Genomic DNA, 17,312 nt, shown 5'->3' on the forward strand with positions numbered 1-17,312 from the left:
CCGGCCCGGGACCGGGGGGCCGGGCCCCCCGGTCCCCGGGACCTCCCGCCCTAGGCCAGACCCCGGCGAGCCACGGCGGGGACCCGGTGGCCGGCGATGGACGCGACCATCTCCAGCACCTGCCGGGTCTCGGCCACCTCGTGCACCCGGTACACCTGCGCCCCGAGCCACGCGGAGACCGCGGTCGTCGCCAGCGTGCCGATCAGCCGTTCCTTCACCGGCCGGTCCAGCGCCTCGCCCACGAAGTCCTTGTTCGACAGCGACACCAGCACCGGCCACCCCGTGGCCACCATCTCGTCCAGCCGCCGCGTCGCCTCCAGGCTGTGCCGGGTGTTCTTCCCGAAGTCGTGCCCGGGATCGATCAGCACGGACTCCCGCGGCACCCCGAGCGCCACCGCCCGCTCGGCCAGCCCGACGGTCACCCGGAGGATGTCGGCCACGACGTCGTCGTACGTCACCCGGTGCGGACGCGTCCGCGGCTCCACACCCCCCGCGTGGGTGCACACCAGCCCCGCCCCGTACCGCGCCGCGACCTCCGCGAGCCGCGGGTCGACCCCGCCCCACGCGTCGTTCAGCAGGTCCGCGCCGGCCTCGCACACGGCCTCGCCGACCTCGGCCCGCCAGGTGTCCACGCTGATGACCACGTCCGGGAACCGGCGCCGTACCTCCGCGACGAACCCGACCGTGCGGCGCGCCTCCTCCTCCGCCGTGACCTCTTCGCCGGGCCCCGCCTTCACTCCGCCGATGTCGATGATCGCGGCGCCCTCGGCCACGGCCTGCTCCACGCGCGCGAGGGCCGGCTCGTCGCGGAAGGTGGCTCCCCGGTCGTAGAAGGAATCCGGCGTCCGGTTCACGATCGCCATGATCACCGGCTCGTGCGGCCCGAATTCCCGCCTGCCCAGCCTGAGCATCCGCTGTGACCTCTCCTAGTACGTTCCGCAGTACGGCCGCCTGTGACCCTAACTGTCACACTCACATGGCACGATCGGAGCCTGACAGATTCGGCTCCGGCACAGCGGCCGGCAACGAGCGTGGGGACCCTGAGGCAATGGTGATGTTCTTGTTCCTGGTCGTCGCGCTGGCCGTCGTGGTCGCCGCGGTGACCCTGGCCGTGGTGGGCGGCGGCGAGAGTGCCCCGCTGCCCGAGGTGGCGCCGGAGCGGCTCCAGGACCCGCTGCCCGAGGACCGCCCGGTGAGCGGCGCGGACGTGGAGAGCCTGCGCTTCCCGCTCGCCCCGCGCGGCTACCGCATGGCCGACGTCGACGACGCCCTCGGCCGCCTCGCCGCCGAACTGGCGGAGCGCGACGCCCGCATCGCCGACCTGGAGTCCGCGCTGGCCGGCGCGAGAGCCGCCGCCGCGCACGTCCACCAGGTCCACGACGTCCACCAGGTCCACGACGTCCGTCCCGACCAGGGCGAGGGCGCGGAGGAGCGGCGATGACCACCGGAGCGGCCGTCGCCGGCCCGGACGGCGCCCTGCGCTGCCCCTGGGCGCTGTCCACCGACGACTACGTGGCCTACCACGACGAGGAGTGGGGCCGCCCGGTCCACGGCGACGACGCCCTCTTCGAGCGGCTCAGCCTGGAGGCCTTCCAGTCGGGCCTGTCCTGGATCACGATCCTGCGCCGCCGCCCCGGCTTCCGCGCGGCCTTCGCCGGCTTCCGCATCGAGAAGGTCGCCGCCTTCACCGACACCGACCGCGAGCGCCTGCTGGCCGACCCGGGCATCATCCGCAACCGGGCCAAGATCGACGCGACCCTCGCCAACGCGCGCGTGCTCGCCGACTGGGCCGAGGGCGACCTGGACGAGCTGATCTGGTCCCACGCCCCCGACCCGGCGACCCGGCCGGCCCCGCGGACCCTCGCGGACGTCCCCGCGGTGACCCCGGAGTCGACGGCCCTCTCCAAGGCCCTGAAGCAGCGGGGGCTCAGGTTCGTGGGCCCGACGACCGCGTACGCGCTGATGCAGGCCTGCGGCCTGGTCGACGACCACCTGGCGGCCTGCGTGGCCCGCAGCGCCCCGTAGGGGCCGCGGGGGCCGCGCAGGCCCGGCCCCCGGACTCAGCGGCCCAGGTACTTGGGCTTCTCCTTGTTCACGAACGCCTGCACCGCGATCGCGTGGTCCTCGGACTGCCCCGCCCGCGTCTGCAGCTCGTCCTCCTTCTCCAGCGTCTCCGCCAGCGAGTGCGTCAGCCCGTAGGCCACCGCCTCCTTGATCGCCGCGTACGCCACCGTCGGCCCCTCGGCCAGCGCCCGCGCCACCTTCTCGGCCTCGGCGCGCAGCTCGGCCGCCGGTACGACCCGGTTGGCGATGCCCAGCTCCAGCGCGTCCTGGGCGCTGATGCTGCGCGGGAACAGCAGCAGGTCGGCGGCGCGGCTCGGGCCGATCACCCGGGGCAGCGTCCAGGAGATGCCGGAGTCGGCGGTGAGGGCCACGCCCGCGAACGACGTGTTGAAGGAGGCGGTGTCGGCCACGACGCGGTAGTCCGCGGTGAGCGCGAACCCGAACCCGGCCCCGGCCGCGACGCCGTTCACCGCCGCGACCACCGGCTTCGAGGCCCCGGCGAGTGCCCGCACGATCGGGTTGTAGTGCTCCTTGACCGTGCTCATCGTCTGCCCGGACCCGGTCGCCCGGTCGCCGGCCAGCAGCCCGATGTGCTCTTTGAGGTCCTGGCCCACGCAGAACGCCCGGTCACCGGCCGCCGTCAGCAGGATCGCCCGGACGGCCGTGTCCCCGGCCGCGGATTCCGCCGCCTCCCGGAGCGCGGCCTTGGTGGCGATGTCCAGCGCGTTCATCGCCTCGGGGCGGTTCAGCGTGATCGTCGCGAGTCCGTCGCTCACCTCGTAGAGCACGGTGTCGGCCATGGCGCATCCCCTCCGGTGTTCGCGGCTGGTGACGTACCGCTCGGTACGCCCCTGTCTGAGGACAGCATGGCGGAGATCGCCGCCCGGGAGCCGGACCCGACGTGTGACCTGCGTCAAAGAAAACGGGAGCGGATCCGCTCGGCCGATCTTCGCGCGATGGCGAAGTATCGCAGTCACATCGCCGAATTGAGTGGTTTTGCTCGCGCGCGTTGCCCAAGCGATGCCGACCGATGTTGGTCATCGGGTCCTGCGATGCGGGATAATGGCCGGGAAGCAATGTGTTCGATGCCGGTGTCGCCTGTTCCGTTGCGGATGGCGGTTGCCCTCGCGGGGCCGTCGGCAGACGATGAGCTGGTTTCAGGAAGGGGAACGAGCATGGCGGCCATGAAGCCGCGGACGGGCGATGGCCCGCTCGAGGTGACCAAGGAGGGGCGGGGCATCGTCATGCGCGTTCCGCTCGAAGGCGGCGGTCGACTCGTCGTGGAGCTGACCCCTGACGAGGCCGAGGCGCTCGGCGACGCCCTCAAGAAGGTCGTCGTCTGACGTCCCAGTCATCCTGTCCTACCGGCTGCCCCGGCATCGTACGCGGTGTCGGGGCAGCCGCGTCTTTCCACTCCGGCCGCGCGCTCAGCGCTTGACGGCGCACAGCAGGCCGTCGCCCACCGGCAGCAGCGAGGAGATGAGCTCCTGGCTCTCCCGGACGGTGCGCAGCAGCTCGCGCAGCCGCAGCACCTCGGTCGGCTGCGGACCCGAGTCGACCGTACGGCCGTTGGCGAAGACGCCCTCGAAGACCACCAGGCCGCCGGGCCGGAGCAGGCGCAACGATTCAGCGAGGTAGTCCGGGTACTCCAGCCGGTCGCCGTCGCAGAAGACCAGGTCGTAGCCGGCGTCGGCGAGACGCGGCAGCACGTCCAGCGCGCGGCCGGGGATGAACCGGGCCCGGTTGCTGGCGAAGCCGCAGACGCGGAAGGCCTGCCGGGCGAACTGCTGGTGGTCCGGCTCCGGGTCCACCGTGGTGAGCACCCCGTCCGGCCGCATCCCGTGCAGCAGGTGGATCCCGGAGACCCCGCAGCCCGTGCCGATCTCCGCGACCGCCTTCGCGTCCACGGAGGCGGCGAGCAGTCGCAGCGCGGCGCCCGTGCTGGGCGACACCGAGCGCAGCCCTGCCTCGCGGGCCCGGTCGCGGGCCCAGCGCAGCGCTTCGTCCTCGGCGACGTAGGCGTCGGCGAACGCCCAGCTCGTCTGCCGGTTGCCGGTAATGACCCTCTCCTGTCCCCGTGGTTGCCTGGGCGTGACTGTATCCGTTGGCGTCGGGAACCCGCAGATGGGACCAGGCGTTTAGAGGGATGAGCCGGTGGTCGGGGACGCGACGGGGGGCGAGAGGTGGATCAGGGCGCCGAGCAACTGCTGACGCAGCCGGATGAGCCGTATCAGCGTGTATCAAATTCTCGTAAAACCGCTTATCCGGAGCTAACGGGCGAGGTGGCTATGGTAGGGGCTCCACTGGACACCACCAGAGCCGACAGGGGAGGTGCGGCTGCGCCCGGGGATCGGGGCGGAGTGCTGCGGCGCTTCCTCGGGTCGGCGGGCAGGCCGAAATCCGTGACCGACACCGCTGACAGCCACGCCACCGGTCTCGCCGCAGGCGAGGCCCAGACCGCGACCTTCGCCACCGACGCGGACGGGCAGGCGTGGACTCCGCCCACGTGGGACGAGATCGTCAGCACGCACAGCGGCCGGGTCTACCGTCTCGCGTACCGCCTGACGGGCAACCAGCACGACGCGGAGGACCTCACGCAGGAGGTCTTCGTCCGCGTCTTCCGCTCCCTGTCCACGTACTCGCCGGGCACCTTCGAGGGCTGGCTGCACCGCATCACCACGAACCTCTTCCTGGACATGGTCCGGCGCAAGCAGCGCATCCGCTTCGACGCCCTCGGCGACGACGCGGCCGAGCGTCTGCCCAGCCGCGAGCCCACCCCGCAGCAGCTGTTCAACGACGCCCACTTCGACGCCGACGTCCAGCAGGCCCTCGACACCCTCGCGCCCGAGTTCCGCGCCGCCGTCGTCCTGTGCGACATCGAGGGCCTGTCGTACGAGGAGATCGCCGCGACCCTCGGCGTGAAGCTCGGCACCGTCCGCTCCCGTATCCACCGCGGCCGGTCCCAGCTCCGCAAGGCCCTCGCGCACCGTTCCCCGGAGGCCCGCGCGGCCGAGCGCCGCTCCTTCCTGGCCCGGGTCCCCGCTCTGGGGGGAGGGGGCGCGACCGCGTGAGTGGAACTTGGCCGAAACCTGTCGAGAAGGCACATCTCGCTGAGCAGCACCTGGGAGACCGGCTCTCCGCCCTGGTGGACGGGGAGCTCGGTCATGAGACGCGTGAGCGGGTCCTCGCCCACCTGGCCACCTGCGCCCGGTGCAAGGCGGAGGCGGACGCCCAGCGCGCGCTGAAGAACGTGTTCGCGGAGGCGGCCCCGCCGCCGCCCTCGGCGAGCTTCCTGGCCCGTCTCCAGGGGCTCCCCGGAGGAGGTGACCCGGACGGCGGCGGCACGCCGTCTCCCGGGGGCGGATTCCTCGGCGGAGCCACCGGACCGGCCGGGACCCCCGGGGCCTTCGGCGTGAGGCGCGGCGAGCGCCTCCCGTTCGGGTACGTCCCCGCCGGCGCGCACGGCTACCTCCCGGGCGGCGTCCCCGCCCCCGAGGACCGCGGCTTCCGCATCCACCCCGTCGGCCGCCCGGACGACGGCCGCCCCGCCTGGCGCGGGCTGCGGTTCGCGTTCGCCGCCGCCGGCGCGGTGTCGCTGGCCGCGATCGCCCTCGGCGGTGTGACCACCGCCGTCCCCGGCGATCCGGCCACGGACGCCCGGGCCGGCACCGGCGCCGGCACCAACGTCACCCCGGTCCGCTCGGCGGGCGCCGGCTCGGCGGGCACCGCGGCCACGCCGGACAGCCGGCGCCGCCGGACGGTCGGACCGCTGCTCGCGCAGGGCGTCCCGATGACCGGCCCGGTCCCGGCCGCGCCGACGACCCTGTCCGCGCCGCTGCTGCCCGGGGTGCCGGCCCCCGCCGCCCAGACCCCCGGCGAGGCGGTGCGCGCCCTGACCGCTCCGGTGCTGGCCGGCGCCGCCGCCGTCTCCCCGCTGATACGCCCGCTCGACGACACCATGGCCCTGCCGCTCGCCGACTGGTCCGCCACCGCCGAAGCCACCGGCTCCGGCCTGCTGTCCGCCCCCGTCCCCGACACCGGCTCCGCTTCCGCCACCGACCCCGTCCCCTCCGCCTCGCCGGCCTCTCCGGCCGCGCCCCACCCGTCGCCCTGACCTGCCACTGCGTCACGGCCCGCGAACCTGGTTGAATCCTGTGAGGCCGTGCCCGCGGCGACGACCCGGGAGCGGCAGCCGATGTTCCACGGCCGCGGCAGCGCCCGGTCGTGGCCCAGCCGTGGGGAGAGCATGAACGAGGGGAACCGTGTCCCGCCGGTGGACGGACCGGAGGGAGCGGCGGGGGCGGCACCGGTCGGCCCGGCCGCGGGCACCGGGGGGACCGTACCGGGGGACACCGGGGCCGACGGCGACTTCGAGCTGGCCAAGCCGGTGCCCGTCCCGTCCGCCGGCACCGACGAGCGTGACGCCGTGGCGGCCGACGCGGGCGAGGCCGCAGGGCCCGGGGAGACCGGCTGGGCGGCTCCCGCCGAGCGGCCCAGGCCGCTGCACGACCCCGATCCGTACAGCACCCCGCCGTACGGCGAGCCCGGCCCCTGGGCCCCGGCGCCGCCGGTCCAGCACCCCGCGGCCACCCCGGCCCCCGGAACGGCCGTCCCCGCCCCCGCGGGCTCGCCGGCGCCCCAGCAGGCCTCCACCGGCCCCGTGCAGGCCTCCACCGGCCCCGTGCAGGCCTCCACCGGCCCCGTGCAGGCCTCCACCGGCCCTGTGCAGGCCCCCACCGGCCCCGTGCCGGGCGTACCGGTGCCCGCGCCGGGAACCCCGCCGCCGGCCGGCCCCGCGCCGCACACCGCCGCCGGGCCCTGGGGCCGCTACGACCCCTGGGCGGCCGGTTCCGCCACGGAGCAGGCGCTCGCCCGGGGGCCGTTGCAGCAGACCGGCGCCGGAGTGCTCACCGAGCGGCAGGGCACCCGGCGCGCGAGGCGGTTCCTGTTCGTGTGGACCGTGGTCGTCGCCCTCCTCGCCGCGGGTGTCGGCGGAGCCGTCGGCGCCTACGTCGAGCGGGACGGCCTCGGCGGCGGGGTACGGCTGCCGCAGGCCGGGAGCGTGCCGGCCGGCCGGGCACCGGACAGCGTGGCCGGGATCGCCGCCCGCGCCCTGCCCAGCGTGGTGACGCTGCACGTCAGAGGGGCCGACGAGGCGGGCACCGGCACGGGCTTCGTGCTGGACACCGCCGGCCACATCCTCACCAACAACCACGTGGTCGAGCCCGCCGGGACGGGCGGCGAGATATCCGTGACCTTCGGCAGCGGCGACACCGTCAAGGCCAAGGTCGTCGGCCGGGACAGCGGTTACGACCTCGCCGTCGTACAGGTCCACGGCGTCCGCGGCCTCACCCCGCTGCCCCTCGGGAACTCCGACGACGTCAAGGTCGGCGACCCCGTCGTCGCCATCGGCGCCCCCTTCGACCTCGCCAACACGGTCACCTCCGGCATCATCAGCGCCAAGGAGCGGCCCATCACGGCCGGCGGGGAGAAGAGCGACGGCAGCGACGTGTCGTACGTCGACGCCCTCCAGACCGACGCCCCGATCAACCCGGGCAACTCCGGCGGTCCGCTGCTCGACTCCCGGGCCCAGGTCATCGGCATCAACTCCGCCATCCGCTCCGCCGGCAGCGGCACCGACTCCGACGGCGGCCAGGCCGGCTCCATCGGCCTCGGCTTCGCCATACCCGTCAACCAGGCCAAACGGGTCGCCGAGGAACTGATCAACGACGGCCGGGCCACCCATCCGGTGATCGGCGTCACCCTGGACATGGGCTACACCGGCGACGGCGCCCGGATCGACGACAAGAGCGCCGGTGGCGGCCCCGCCGTCCTCAGGGGCGGCCCCGGCGAGCGGGCGGGCCTGCGGGCGGGAGACGTCATCACCGAGGTCGGCGGGGAGCGCGTGCACACCGGCGAGGAGCTGATCGTCAAGATCCGCGCCCACCGGCCCGGCGACCGGCTGCGGCTCACGGTGGGACACGACGGCATCGAACGGAAGGTGTCACTGGTACTGGGCGCGTCGGAGCAGAACTGACACAAGTCTCACCTTGGGACGGTACCGGTCGGACGGGAACGCCGGGTACCGTTGAGCGACCGAGGACATCGCAAGGAGCGTCAGGTGTTCAATGACATAGGACCACTGGAGCTGGTGACCATCATCGTGCTCGCCGTGCTCGTCTTCGGTCCGGACAAGCTCCCGAAGGTGATCCAGGACGTGATGCGCACGATCCGGAAGATCCGCGAGTTCTCGGAGAGCGCGAAGCAGGACATCCGCAGCGAACTGGGCCCGGAGTTCAAGGACTTCGAGTTCGAGGACCTCAACCCCAAGACGTTCCTCCGCAAGCAGCTGGACAACGAGGACCTGGGGCTGACGGAGATCCGCAACGGATTCGACCTGAAGAAGGAGATGGCCGAGGTCACCGACGCGGTCCACAGCCGCGACGCCGCCGGGTCCGCCCCCTCCTCCTCGTCCTCCTCGGGTGCCTCCGGTGGCCGTGTCGACATGACCAAGAAGCCCGAGGCCCCGGGCGACGACGACCGCCCGCCCTTCGACGCGGACGCCACGTAAGTCCTCTCCGCAGCGCCTTTCGCCGACACGCGCACGCGGGCGTACGCCGTGCACGTGACGCGTCTCATAACGCAGGCCCGGCGCACACGGCCTGAACAGGCCGTTCGTGCGACCCACGCATCAGGCGCCTGCCCTGCCGCTCTCAGCGGTGTGGATATGCTGCCGAGTTGTTGTGCGGACCGGACGCGTACGCCCGAAGGGGGGCGGGCCACCCCGGTCCGACGAGAGCGAGGAGGCGTCCGGGCAGATGGAGACGACGAGTCGGGTGGGCGCGCAGACGCCGGCCGCGGAGGGCGGACAGCAACTCGCCTCCGCCCGGCGTACGGTCGACGGTTACCTGCGGGCGCCCTTCCCGTGGTACGGCCTCGACGAGGCGTTCACGGGGCCGCGCTGGCTGATGCAGGTCGGCACCGCGGCCGACGGCGCCGTCGAACACGGTTCGATCGGGCACGGGGACGAGCCCTCGGTCCGCGGCGAGACCGGCTCGGCCGGTGAACCCCGGGAGAAGTTCGCGGTCGTGGTGACCGTCGCCGCGCAGCCGTCCCGGCGCAGCGCCGACGGCACGGGCCTGCTGGAGGCGACCTCGGTGTCCTCGGCGGCCTGGCTGGCCGGCGTGGGGCTGCTGTCGTTCACCTGGCCCGGCCAGATGGACCACAGCCTGCGCGACGACTGGCTGGACCAGCAGACCGAGACGGCATGGGCACTGGCCGACGACCTGGAGGGGCCGGAGTGGTCCAGGCTGTCCCTCCCGGTGGACGGAGTGGCGGCCTCCTTCCACTACCGTGAATCCGAGTTCGGCTGGGTCCTGGCCGGCACCACGGAGGCGGGCGTCCACCTGGGGGCCTACGGCCGGGGGATGAGCGCGTACGGCCTCGGCTTCGCCGCGGTGAAGGACATCACCGCGTACGCCTAGCGCCGCCGGGTCTGCCGGGCACGGCCGCGGCCCGCCCGGCGGACCCCGCTAGCCGATCAGGTGTTGCCACAGCAGCGTGGCCGCGGCCATCTGGCCGAGGAGCCAGGCGATGTGCCCGGCCGCGCCCTGCAGCCGGTAGATGGACACCACCAGTGCGAAACGACTGCGCGCGTACTGCTGGTCCTCGGCGAACGTCGCCGTGTCCAGGGCGATGCTGGTGGCCGTCAGGATGACGGCCATGAACAGGGAGTAGAGCAGCAGGTACAAGAAGACCCCGCCAGTGAAGGCGTTGAGCAGGACGGCGAGACAGGCGGGCACGGCATAGGCGAGGACCAGGCTCCACGCCCGGACCGGGCTGGGACGGCCGGGGAGCAGGCGCCATAGCGCGCCCAGCACGAATCCGGCAGCGGCCCAGGCCGCCTGATAGGCGATGAACTTCGCGACGACCTCCGGGACGGCGGTGGGCTCGTGGGAGAGCCGCATCCACTCCCACGCCGACCGCAGCTGCAGCAGGAGCAGCCCCACGCTGGCCGGGACGCCGAACCAGAAGGCCACGCGCGCGGCGCGTACCGCGTTGTCCCACCAGTGGCCTTCCGGGCCCCAGGCCAGGGCGATGTCCACGACGTTCACCTGGCCGGGGGGTGGCTTGCGAGTGTCGCACCCGGTCAGCAGCCAGCGCCGCATGTCGCGCTGGCCAGCCTCCACCTGCTCCGACGTCATGCTCGCGTGCGCTCCCTTGTCGAGCACGCGCGCTTCGTGTTCGAGCCAGCGGAACTCATGGGCCCGGTGCATCAGCTCCTGGCGCCACGCCTGGCTCTTCAGCCTGTCCAGGCAGAAGGCCTCGCCCATGCGGTTCAGTACCGACCACCGTCGTCCCGCCCAGAGGACCCCGAACAGTGAGCCGATGTTCAGCAGCAGCCAGACCGGGTACTGAGCGGCGTTCCCGGCGAACGAGGCGCCCAGCAGGCCCGCGGTGAAGGCGAAGACCGCGGCGGTGAGCAGCGCGTCGGGTCCTTCCGGCCCCAGCGCGGACCTCTCGCCCCTCTCGTCGGCCCGCTGCCGCGTCCTGGTGCGGTAGCGCAGGAGGGCCAGCAGCGCGACCCCCGTCAGGACCCAGGTGTACGTGAAGACGAACGTCACGTAGCTGAACGAGAGCTGCGAGAGGTACTTGCTGACGTAGGCGCCGTGCCCCGTACCGGCGTTCCGGCCGACGAGCCAGGAAGACCTCTCCCATTGGTTCCCGTTCGCCCAGCACAGGCAGCCGAGCAGGCCGCCCGCGACCGCTGCGAGCAGGAGGGAGACCAGGGTCACGCAGAGGACCGGAGCCCTGTTCCACCGCCTCGTCCAGGAGGCGGGGGCCATCTGTCCCTCGCGGGCGAAGCGCCACGCCCAGGCGGTCATGGCCGCCAGCCACAGCCACACGGCCGCCAGGCCCATCAGCACGTAGCCGACCTTGGCGGAGACGCTCGGTTCCGCCTTCGTGACCAGGTGCGGCGGGAGGTAGAACAGCTGGGGCGCCACGATCACCAGCAACCCGACCGCCGCCACGGAAACGGCCGCGGCCCGCACGGCGCGGGCCTGGACGGGCGTGCCACCGATCCAGGGACGGGCGACGAGGGTCAGTGCCAGGCCGGCCGAGATGCACAGGAAGGCACTCCACGGCGGACTGACCTGGCGAGAGCTGAGCACGATGAGCATTACGGCGACCGACCCGCTGAGCAGGGCCCACTGCAGGACGGCCTGGACGGCGCTGTCCCTGTGGCCGTCGTGCGCGGATGAAGGGAGCCGCTGCCGCCCGCGGTACGCGGCCAGGGCGATCACGAACGAACCGCACACCCACCAGGCCCCGATGCCGAACTTGCTCCAGATCGATCGGTCATAGGTCAGAACCCACCAGCGCTGCCACGGAAGACCGAAGTCGAAGGTGATCTTTGCGAGCGGGACCTCTTCCCACGTCCACTTACCGTTCTCGGGCGAGGCGGAGTTCTGCGTGTCATCGAATGTCAGGCCTCCCATCACGGCCGCGACGGTCCAGTGGGAATTCTGCAGCGTCGTCGGCTTCAGGGAAGCCGTCCACGTGCTCCTGTTTTTCGATGTGATCACCCAGGGGCCAAGCCTGACTCGGCCGTAATCCGTAATCCGCGCGAAAGAGTCGTACTCCACCCGGACGTCTCCGCCCCGGTCCGTCACCTGCGGGTCTTCGCTCCGCCACTCCGTCGTGCGGAGCGCCTTGTCCTGCCCGCGCAGCAGGCAGCGCATCGCGTGCAGGTATTGCGGGGAGTGCTTGTCGAGAAGCAGTTGTTCCGTCAGTGGCCACTCGGTCCGAGGGATGTCGATCGTCATGTCGGAGTAGATGCTCACGCTACTCTCCACATGCTGGTCGAATCGAATCACGGCGTGCACGTGACTGCTTTCGAGCTGCTTTTCCCAGCATTTGCTGTTATCGTTCTGCCCGGCTTGTGAAGGGGAGCACCCCCACCACATCACGGCCGCGACAATCAAGGGCAGAAGCTGCCACCACCGGATCCCCTTCAACGCCCGCCACCTCCTTCCGGAGGAATTTATCGACGTCGCGCGTGTCATGCTTCCGGACACGCGGAAGGGACTCCGGAAGGCCACCCCATCGGCCCGGCGTCCGTGGAATTGCGGGAAAATAATCGGTGGCTGATAATGGAATCCGATGTACCGTCAACAATCTGACGGAGGGGCCATGACCGACATAAACGTTTCCGCTCCACGCACCCCGCTTCCCCGCTTCGAGGAAGCCGAGGGGCTCGGCCCCGGGGACGCGGAATTCGTCCGGGACGTGGTGGCGGTGCTCGCCAAGCACGGCAACCTGGACCGCTTCGGCCTGTGCCTGCTGCACGACCACTTCCCGCTCGCCGCGGACGAGGTCCTCGTGGAGACGAACGACCCCGCGGCCCGCACGCTCCACGTCCAGGTGGAGAAGGCGGACAGGACCCGGCACACCCGGGCGTCGCAGTGGCGGTTCGTGCCGCACGCGGAGCGTGAGTCCGGCGCCGGATCCGGCGGAGGCGGGTACCAGGAGATCCTGCTGTGCACCAAGCTCGACCTCTGCCCGGGGCACGCGGAGGAGCGCGAGGACGGTTGAGCGCGTGACCGGGTACGGCGAAGGGGCGCCGTCGGGAAGAACGGGCGCCCCTGTGCCGTAGCCGCTCAGACAGGCCGGCTCAGAACTTGTTCTTCGGGGTGATCCCCAGCGACAGGCCCGACAGGCCCCGCTGGCGGCCGCCCAGCTTGCCGGCGATCGAGCGCAGGGCCGAGCCCGCCGGGGAGTCGGGGTCGGTCAGGACCACCGGCTTGCCCTCGTCGCCGCCCTCGCGCAGGCGGACGTCGATCGGGATGTTGCCGAGGACCGGGACGGTCGTACCGGTCGTGCGGGTCAGGCCGTCGGCGACCAGCTGGCCGCCGCCCGTGCCGAAGACGTCGACCATCTCGCCGCAGTGCGGGCAGGGCAGGCCGGACATGTTCTCGACCACGCCGACGATCTTCTGGTGGGTCTGCACGGCGATCGAGCCCGCGCGCTCGGCCACCTCGGCCGCCGCCTGCTGCGGGGTCGTCACGACCAGGATCTCGGCGTTCGGGACCAGCTGGGCCACGGAGATCGCGATGTCGCCGGTGCCGGGCGGCAGGTCCAGCAGCAGGACGTCCAGGTCGCCCCAGTAGACGTCCGCGAGGAACTGCTGGAGGGCGCGGTGCAGCATCGGGCCACGCCAGACGACCGGGGCGTTGCCCGGGGTGAACATGCCGATGGAGATGACCTTCACGCCGTTCGCGGACGGCGGCATGATCATGTTCTCGACCTGGGTGGGCCGGCCGTCGGCGCCCAGCATGCGCGGCACGCTGTGGCCGTAGATGTCGGCGTCCACGACACCGACCTTCAGGCCGTCGGCGGCCATGGCCGCGGCCAGGTTCACCGTCACCGAGGACTTGCCGACGCCGCCCTTGCCGGACGCGACCGCGTAGACCCGGGTGAGGTTGCCGGGCCTGGCGAAGGGGACCTCGCGCTCGGCCTGGCCGCCGCGCAGGGCCGCCGCCAGCTCCTTGCGCTGCTCGTCGCTCATCACGTCCAGGGTGACGTCGACGCGGGTGACGCCCTCGACCCGGGAGACCGCCTCGGTGACGCGCTGCGTGATGGTGTCGCGCATCGGGCAGCCGGACACCGTCAGGTACACGGTGACCGCGACCGCTCCGTCCGCGCCGATCTCCACCGATTTGACCATCCCGAGTTCGGTGATCGGGCGGTTGATCTCGGGGTCGTTCACCGTCGCCAGTGCCTCGCGCACCGCGTCTTCCGTAGCCATAAGGACGATGGTACGGCGCGCCGGGGGGCCTGAGGGATGCCTCTCAGCGGTCGTCTGTGTCACGTCCGGGCGGGCGTTCCGCCCGTTCCGCCGGGAATACGACGTGGCCGGGGTGCCCGTCGTGCCGGCGGCGTTCGTCCAGCTCCTTCATCAGGTCCTGGAGTTCCGAGCGGATCCAGTCCCGGGTGGCGACCTCGCCCAGGCCCGTGCGCAGCGCGGCGATCTCCCGGGTCAGGTACTCCGTGTCGGCGATGGACCGCTCGTTCTGCTTGCGGTCCTGCTCCAGGTTGACCCGGTCGCGGTCGTCCTGCCGGTTCTGCGCGAGCAGGATCAGCGGGGCCGCGTAGGACGCCTGCAGCGACAGCATCAGGGTGAGGAAGATGAACGGGTACTGGTCGAAGCGCAGGTGGTGGGGCGCGGCGACGTTCCACACCACCCACACGATGATGACGACCGTCATCCACACGATGAAGCGTCCGGTCCCCAGGAACCGGGCGATCTTCTCCGACAGCCGGCCGAAGGCCTCCGGGTCCCACTCGGGCAGGATCCGGTGGCGCGGCGGGCGCGGCTGGTCCAGCCGGGCCGCCCGGGGCCGTCCGGCGGCCGTGGCGCCCGCCGGTTGCCGCTCGCGGGTCGCGGTCTCGCGCTCAGGAGCCATGTGCGGGCGCCTCCTCTCCCTCGTCCAGGTGGAACTCGGTCTCCCGCCAGTCGTCGGGCAGCATGTGGTCCAGTACGTCGTCCACGGTCACCGCGCCGAGCAGCGAGCCGGACTCGTCCACGACGGGCGCGGCCACCATGTCGTACGTGGCGAAGAACCCGGCGACGACCGGCAGCGCGGCGTCCGGGTCCAGCGCTTGCAGGTCGTCGTCCACGAGCGAGCTGACCAGGGTGTACGGCGGGTCCCGCAGCAGCCGCTGGAAGTGCACGGTGCCCAGGTACTTGCCGGTCGGGGTCTCGTCGGGCGGCCGGCAGACGTAGACCTGGGCGGCGAGGGCGGGGGACAGGTCCGGGTTGCGGACCCGGGCGAGCGCGTCGGCGACGGTGGCGTCCGGCCGCAGCACGATCGGCTCCGTCGTCATCAGACCGCCGGCCGTGTGCTCCTCGTACGACATCAGGCGGCGCATGTCGGCCGCGTCGGAGGGCTGCATCAGGCTCAGCAGCCGCTCCTTGTCCTCCTCGGGGAGTTCGGAGAGCAGGTCGGCCGCGTCGTCGGGGTCCATCGCCTCCAGCACGTCCGCCGCGCGCTCCTCCTTCAGCTTCCCGAGGATCTCGATCTGGTCGTCCTCCGGCAGCTCCTCCAGGACGTCGGCGAGCCGGTCGTCGTCCAGGGCGGCGGCGACCTCGGCCCGCCGCTTCGGGGACAGGTGGTGCAGCACGTTGGCGAGGTCGGCGGGGCGCAGCTGCTCGAAGGTGGCGAGCAGGCTCTCGGCGCCCTGCCCGTGCTCCTCCAGGGAGAACCCGGTGACGGCCGACCACTCGGCGGTCAGCGTCTCGCCCTTCGCCCGCCGGAAGGCACTGCCCTTGCGGCCCTTGCGCAGGAAGACCCGGTCGACCTCCCAGTCGCGGCGGGCGGGCAGCTGCTGCACGGACACGTCGAGGACGGTGACCTCCTCGCCGGTCTCCACCAGGGTCACCCGCCGGTCCAGCAGCTCGCCGAAGACGAGCCGCTCCGTGGGCCGCTGCTCGAAGCGGCGGACGTTGACCACGCCGGTGGTGATGACCTGGCCGGACTCGATGCCCGTGACCCGGGTCATGGGCAGGAAGATACGGCGCCTGGTGGACAGTTCGACCACCAGCCCGAGGACGCGCGGGGGCCGTCGCCGGACGCGCAGCATGACGACCACGTCGCGTACGCGGCCCACCTGGTCGCCGGTCGGATCGAAGACGGGAACCCCGGCCAGGTGCGAGACGAAGATCCGGGGGGCGCCGGCTGCCATGGCTCTGCTTCCTTTGCCTGGGAGACGCTGGGGACTGCGGTGTGGGATTTGCTCGGAATTGCCCGCTCGGGTGCGCTTCAGGCTAGCCCGTACCGGTCGGATACGCCCTGGTGGGGGGTCCGGACGGACTGGCTCCGCCGGGTGGGCGGAGCACCGGTACGCTGCGGTACGCCGCTCAGGAACCGTCAGAAAGGCGACCCCACCCGTGACTGCGATTCCCCAGGGCCGTACCCGCCGGTCCGTGCTGGTGACCGCGAGCTGCGCACTGGCCGTGACGGGAGCGATGGTGCTGTCGGGGTGCGGCGGTGACGATCCGGACGCGGGGACCAACGGGGTGGGCAAGCTGCCCCCGGCGAAGATCCAGGCGAAGACGCGGGCCGCGGCGGACGCGGCCCCCGCCGTCCGGCTCTCCGGGACCGTGGTCACCAGCGGCCGTACGTACCGCCTGGACATGCAGCTCAAGGCCGACGGCGGCACCGGCTCGGTGACCACGCAGGGGGCCGCCTTCCGGCTGCTGCGGATCGGTCGGGAGCTGTACCTCAAGGCGGACGCGGGCTTCTGGAGCCACGCCGACGGCGGCGACGGCGGCACGGGCAAGCTGGACGGCAAGTACGTGAAGGTCCCGCAGCGCGATCCCGCGTACAAGAAGTTCAGCGGCTTCACGGACAAGGACGTCCTCCTCGACGGTCTGCTGACACTGCACGGCGCGCTGGCGACGGACGGCCACCACGCCGATCAGTCGGGTACCCGCACGATCCGCATCACCGGTGACAACGGCGCCGGCGGCACGCTGGACGTCTCCCTCCAGGGCACGCCCTACCCGCTGCGCCTGGTCCGCGCCGGCGACGCGGGGACGCTCCGCTTCTCCGACTGGGGCAAGAACTTCACCGTCGAGGAACCGGCCAAGTCGGAGACGGTGGACTACGGCAGGCAGCTGCCGACGTCGTAGGACGGCCGCCGGGGCGCCGGCCCGGTGCCGTTCATTTCCTCTTGCGGCGCTTGAGCAGCAGCTTCGGCAGGGCCGCCGGGACCGGTCCGCGGGTGGTGGCCGGGGTCGGTACGGGGCGTTCGGCCAGGTCGCCGGAGGGCAGCGGGGCCACGGAACCCGCCGGCACCAGGCGCAGCACCCGGCACTCGCGGGCCCAGCGGGCCGGCATCTCCTCGCCGTCGGGGGCGTTCAGCCGCTTGCCCTTCAGCTCGGCGACGGCCGTCTCCCACTCCGCGGAGCCGGGCGCCGCCTCGGACACGGTCACCGGGAACGTCACCAGCCGGCCGCCCTTGTCCTTGCTGCGCACGCTCACCTCGGCGGAGCCGCCGTCGGCCAGTCCCTCCAGCGGCTGCTCACCGGGACCGTCGCCGACGACGCACAGCGCGCCCTCGTGCCACACGTGCCACAGCGCACGCGCGGCCGGGGCACCGGCGCCCCTGACCCAGATCAGGCCGGACTTCTTCGAGGCCTCCTCGATGAGGGCCCGGTCGAGCAGCTCGCTAGTCATGCGCCC

18 protein-coding genes are annotated in these 17,312 nt (G+C 72.6%); 10 read left to right on the top strand and 8 right to left on the bottom strand.

All coding sequences use genetic code 11. The features are described 5' to 3' along the window. Window positions 1–50: 50 nt before the first annotated feature. Window positions 51–911 carry a dihydropteroate synthase gene (folP, locus tag IG05_RS0125690; protein WP_030346184.1) on the bottom strand — a complete coding sequence of 287 codons (861 nt, stop codon included), beginning with the start codon at window positions 909–911 and terminating at the stop codon, window positions 51–53. Window positions 912–1,048: 137 nt separating this feature from the next. Here folP and IG05_RS0125695 point away from each other — a divergent pair, with 137 nt between their 5' ends. Both IG05_RS0125695 and IG05_RS0125700 read left to right on the top strand, forming a co-directional pair. After that, window positions 1,049–1,441, top strand: a complete 393-nt coding sequence (locus tag IG05_RS0125695) for a DivIVA domain-containing protein (RefSeq protein WP_051790263.1) — start codon at window positions 1,049–1,051, stop codon at window positions 1,439–1,441. Continuing rightward, window positions 1,438–2,025: a DNA-3-methyladenine glycosylase I gene (locus tag IG05_RS0125700; protein ID WP_030346187.1), complete on the top strand. Its 588-nt coding sequence runs from the start codon at window positions 1,438–1,440 to the stop codon at window positions 2,023–2,025. The genes IG05_RS0125695 and IG05_RS0125700 overlap by 4 nt, the downstream gene beginning before the upstream one ends. Window positions 2,026–2,060: 35 nt before the next feature. Here the strand turns inward: IG05_RS0125700 and IG05_RS0125705 are convergent, their stop codons facing one another. Then, window positions 2,061–2,864: an enoyl-CoA hydratase/isomerase family protein gene (locus IG05_RS0125705; protein WP_030346188.1), complete on the bottom strand. Its 804-nt coding sequence runs from the start codon at window positions 2,862–2,864 to the stop codon at window positions 2,061–2,063. A gap of 375 nt (window positions 2,865–3,239) precedes the next feature. Between IG05_RS0125705 and IG05_RS45685 the strand changes: the two genes are divergently transcribed. Next, window positions 3,240–3,407 carry a DUF3117 domain-containing protein gene (locus IG05_RS45685; protein ID WP_018544333.1) on the top strand — a complete coding sequence of 56 codons (168 nt, stop codon included), beginning with the start codon at window positions 3,240–3,242 and terminating at the stop codon, window positions 3,405–3,407. 84 nt (window positions 3,408–3,491) lie between these two features. Here the strand turns inward: IG05_RS45685 and IG05_RS0125715 are convergent, their stop codons facing one another. After that, window positions 3,492–4,190, bottom strand: coding sequence for an O-methyltransferase (locus IG05_RS0125715; protein ID WP_078894470.1), 699 nt, complete (start codon window positions 4,188–4,190; stop codon window positions 3,492–3,494). Between the two features lie 234 nt (window positions 4,191–4,424). Between IG05_RS0125715 and sigE the strand changes: the two genes are divergently transcribed. From sigE to IG05_RS0125740, 5 genes are all read left to right on the top strand, one after another. Continuing rightward, window positions 4,425–5,135: an RNA polymerase sigma factor SigE gene (sigE, locus tag IG05_RS0125720; RefSeq protein WP_037814708.1), complete on the top strand. Its 711-nt coding sequence runs from the start codon at window positions 4,425–4,427 to the stop codon at window positions 5,133–5,135. Continuing rightward, complete coding sequence (locus IG05_RS0125725; protein ID WP_030346193.1) at window positions 5,132–6,178, top strand: zf-HC2 domain-containing protein; 1,047 nt, start codon at window positions 5,132–5,134, stop codon at window positions 6,176–6,178. The genes sigE and IG05_RS0125725 overlap by 4 nt, the downstream gene beginning before the upstream one ends. A gap of 132 nt (window positions 6,179–6,310) precedes the next feature. Further along, entirely contained in the window at window positions 6,311–8,101 is a 1,791-nt protein-coding gene (locus IG05_RS0125730; protein ID WP_199808382.1) for a trypsin-like peptidase domain-containing protein, read from the top strand. An 84-nt stretch (window positions 8,102–8,185) separates the two neighbouring features. Next, the gene (locus tag IG05_RS0125735) at window positions 8,186–8,635 is read left to right on the top strand and encodes a sec-independent translocase (RefSeq protein WP_030346195.1); all 450 of its coding nucleotides are present in this window, start codon (window positions 8,186–8,188) and stop codon (window positions 8,633–8,635) included. A 247-nt stretch (window positions 8,636–8,882) separates the two neighbouring features. Then, window positions 8,883–9,548 (top strand): hypothetical protein, encoded by a 666-nt coding sequence (locus IG05_RS0125740; protein ID WP_030346196.1) that lies wholly within the window; start codon window positions 8,883–8,885, stop codon window positions 9,546–9,548. Between the two features lie 48 nt (window positions 9,549–9,596). On the opposite strand, the gene IG05_RS0125745 is transcribed toward IG05_RS0125740, so the two are convergent. After that, entirely contained in the window at window positions 9,597–12,083 is a 2,487-nt protein-coding gene (locus tag IG05_RS0125745; RefSeq protein WP_030346197.1) for a DUF6185 family protein, read from the bottom strand. Window positions 12,084–12,258: 175 nt separating this feature from the next. Between IG05_RS0125745 and IG05_RS0125750 the strand changes: the two genes are divergently transcribed. Continuing rightward, window positions 12,259–12,660, top strand: a complete 402-nt coding sequence (locus IG05_RS0125750; protein WP_030346198.1) for a hypothetical protein — start codon at window positions 12,259–12,261, stop codon at window positions 12,658–12,660. Between the two features lie 79 nt (window positions 12,661–12,739). Here IG05_RS0125750 and IG05_RS0125755 read toward each other — a convergent pair whose 3' ends face one another. Genes IG05_RS0125755 through IG05_RS0125765 form a run of 3 tightly spaced genes read right to left on the bottom strand, consistent with a single transcriptional unit; the run spans window position 12,740 to window position 15,810 of the window. Next, the gene (locus IG05_RS0125755) at window positions 12,740–13,873 is read right to left on the bottom strand and encodes an Mrp/NBP35 family ATP-binding protein (RefSeq protein ID WP_030346199.1); all 1,134 of its coding nucleotides are present in this window, start codon (window positions 13,871–13,873) and stop codon (window positions 12,740–12,742) included. 43 nt (window positions 13,874–13,916) lie between these two features. After that, window positions 13,917–14,531 (bottom strand): DUF1003 domain-containing protein, encoded by a 615-nt coding sequence (locus IG05_RS0125760; RefSeq protein ID WP_030346201.1) that lies wholly within the window; start codon window positions 14,529–14,531, stop codon window positions 13,917–13,919. Continuing rightward, a complete protein-coding gene (locus IG05_RS0125765) occupies window positions 14,521–15,810 on the bottom strand; it encodes a magnesium transporter MgtE N-terminal domain-containing protein (protein ID WP_030346203.1) in 1,290 nt (429 codons plus the stop codon). The genes IG05_RS0125760 and IG05_RS0125765 overlap by 11 nt, the downstream gene beginning before the upstream one ends. Window positions 15,811–16,015: 205 nt before the next feature. Here IG05_RS0125765 and IG05_RS0125770 point away from each other — a divergent pair, with 205 nt between their 5' ends. After that, window positions 16,016–16,759: a hypothetical protein gene (locus tag IG05_RS0125770; RefSeq protein WP_030346205.1), complete on the top strand. Its 744-nt coding sequence runs from the start codon at window positions 16,016–16,018 to the stop codon at window positions 16,757–16,759. Window positions 16,760–16,790: 31 nt separating this feature from the next. On the opposite strand, the gene IG05_RS0125775 is transcribed toward IG05_RS0125770, so the two are convergent. Beyond that, window positions 16,791–17,306, bottom strand: a complete 516-nt coding sequence (locus IG05_RS0125775) for a hypothetical protein (protein WP_030346206.1) — start codon at window positions 17,304–17,306, stop codon at window positions 16,791–16,793. Between the last annotated feature and the right edge of the window lie 6 nt (window positions 17,307–17,312).

This window comes from Streptomyces sp. NRRL S-1022 (assembly GCF_000720135.1).
Lineage (GTDB): Bacteria > Actinomycetota > Actinomycetes > Streptomycetales > Streptomycetaceae > Streptomyces.

Bases quoted from the DNA above. Each gene is read 5' to 3' on its own strand.
- IG05_RS0125765 (WP_030346203.1), bottom strand. From the start codon at position 15,810: ATGGCAGCCGGCGCCCCCCGGATCTTCGTCTCGCACCTGGCCGGGGTT.
- IG05_RS0125740 (WP_030346196.1), top strand. From the start codon at position 8,883: ATGGAGACGACGAGTCGGGTGGGCGCGCAGACGCCGGCCGCGGAGGGC.
- folP (WP_030346184.1), bottom strand. From the start codon at position 911: ATGCTCAGGCTGGGCAGGCGGGAATTCGGGCCGCACGAGCCGGTGATC.
- IG05_RS0125750 (WP_030346198.1), top strand. From the start codon at position 12,259: ATGACCGACATAAACGTTTCCGCTCCACGCACCCCGCTTCCCCGCTTC.
- IG05_RS0125695 (WP_051790263.1), top strand. From the start codon at position 1,049: ATGGTGATGTTCTTGTTCCTGGTCGTCGCGCTGGCCGTCGTGGTCGCC.
- IG05_RS45685 (WP_018544333.1), top strand. From the start codon at position 3,240: ATGGCGGCCATGAAGCCGCGGACGGGCGATGGCCCGCTCGAGGTGACC.
- IG05_RS0125730 (WP_199808382.1), top strand. From the start codon at position 6,311: ATGAACGAGGGGAACCGTGTCCCGCCGGTGGACGGACCGGAGGGAGCG.
- IG05_RS0125760 (WP_030346201.1), bottom strand. From the start codon at position 14,531: ATGGCTCCTGAGCGCGAGACCGCGACCCGCGAGCGGCAACCGGCGGGC.
- IG05_RS0125705 (WP_030346188.1), bottom strand. From the start codon at position 2,864: ATGGCCGACACCGTGCTCTACGAGGTGAGCGACGGACTCGCGACGATC.
- IG05_RS0125700 (WP_030346187.1), top strand. From the start codon at position 1,438: ATGACCACCGGAGCGGCCGTCGCCGGCCCGGACGGCGCCCTGCGCTGC.
- IG05_RS0125775 (WP_030346206.1), bottom strand. From the start codon at position 17,306: ATGACTAGCGAGCTGCTCGACCGGGCCCTCATCGAGGAGGCCTCGAAG.
- IG05_RS0125755 (WP_030346199.1), bottom strand. From the start codon at position 13,873: ATGGCTACGGAAGACGCGGTGCGCGAGGCACTGGCGACGGTGAACGAC.